2 protein-coding genes are annotated in these 1,451 nt (G+C 39.3%); one reads left to right on the forward strand and one right to left on the reverse strand.

Translation table 11 applies throughout. The annotated features are described in order from the left end of the window. Nucleotides 1–16: 16 nt before the first annotated feature. On the forward strand, nucleotides 17–859 hold an 843-nt coding region (locus DYY66_RS07880; RefSeq protein ID WP_218583676.1), incomplete at its 3' end, for a hypothetical protein. Between the two features lie 409 nt (nucleotides 860–1,268). On the opposite strand, the gene DYY66_RS07885 is transcribed toward DYY66_RS07880, so the two are convergent. Continuing rightward, nucleotides 1,269–1,451, reverse strand: a 183-nt coding sequence (locus tag DYY66_RS07885) for a peptide-methionine (R)-S-oxide reductase (protein ID WP_178085592.1), incomplete at its 5' end; no start/stop codon positions are given.

Raw genomic sequence — 1,451 nt, forward strand, 5'->3', positions numbered from 1 at the left:
ATAAAGGAGAATAAAAATGAAAATACAAAAAACCAAAACAAAAATAGTTACAGTCTTGGCATCGTTGATAATCGGATTGACACTGGTATCACCAACTATGATACTTTCTAATGTGAACGCAATATCTCTGCCTCGTCATATTGAGGCTGCATCTCCAACACTATCGCAATCTGAGAGTCAAGCAGTAAGTGCTGCTGCACTAGCCGTTCCTGAACTTCAAAACTGGTCTCATGGATGGCAATATGTACATATGGCATTTCTTGGAAACAACAAAGCTGGAACACCTGATTTTAAATGGCAATATGCCATTGTTGATCTAAAAGCACCTTCAAGTAGTGCACCTGTTGCATGTGACATTGATTGGTGGGCATGGGTAGAAATAGATCTAACAACTAAGAAGGTTGTATATGCAGACTATCCTAGTATGGCATCACATATTTGCCGTGGCCCAGCAGGTTCTCTAGGGACATCTCCTGGTTACTCAACTGTGGAACAAACTGATCTAAACAGCGGAACGATTTCCTATTATGGAAACTATGCAGAACTTCGTTTACCGTCTTTCAACACCGGCATCTATAGTCACTTAGGTTCTGCGTATGTAGAACAATGGCTTAATGCAGACTTTTACCCAAGCTCGGGCTGTTCAACAACTGAATGCTTAGAACAAGGAGGTTGGCTTATAACTGCATATGCATGTAGTGGGTGCAATATTTCTGCAAACACGGCGGATATAGTATATGTGGACCAATCTGTACACCACAACCAACAAGACTACAATACCGGATTAAAATGGACTAATGGTGCATCAACAACTCTCTATACTGAAGTAGATTGTGCCTACACTTTACCAGACTATGCANAAGATTGGGAGGCAGAGGTAACTGTAGACATCACAACTAAGAAGGTTGTATCTACATCTTATCCTACAATGGACTCGCATAATTGTGATAATGTTATTTTAGGCAGTGGCCCAAGGTTCTATAATTTTTCAGCAGCAAGTCATACTCCTTTAAAGCAGTTCAACTCAGGAGTTGCAGCAAATAATGTACAATGTAAAAATAGTCTTCAATTGGTTATCAAAGCAGAAGATGGTCATCCTGCATGTGTATCTTACAACACGTCAAAGATGCTTGTTGAACGTGGATGGGCTAAACCAGTATGATAGTGGCAAATTAGGATTTTTCATTATATGCGTTTGATACTGTAAATTTTGTAATTGTTATTCATGCATGTGATTTTGGATTTTACGAATGTTAAAGAATATTCTGTTAAACACTATCAAGTTTAAGTGAAACAGAGTTTATGCAGTATCGCAAGCCTGTTGGGTCTGGACCGTCATCAAAGACATGGCCAAGATGTGATCCACAATTCTTGCATGATACTTCTACTCTCAGCATACCGTGGCTCGTGTCCTTGTCTTCTTTTACATTGTCTGAAATTGGTTTCCAAAA

Source organism: Candidatus Nitrosotalea sp. FS (assembly GCF_011319475.1).
Classification (GTDB): Archaea; Thermoproteota; Nitrososphaeria; order Nitrososphaerales; family Nitrosopumilaceae; genus Nitrosotalea.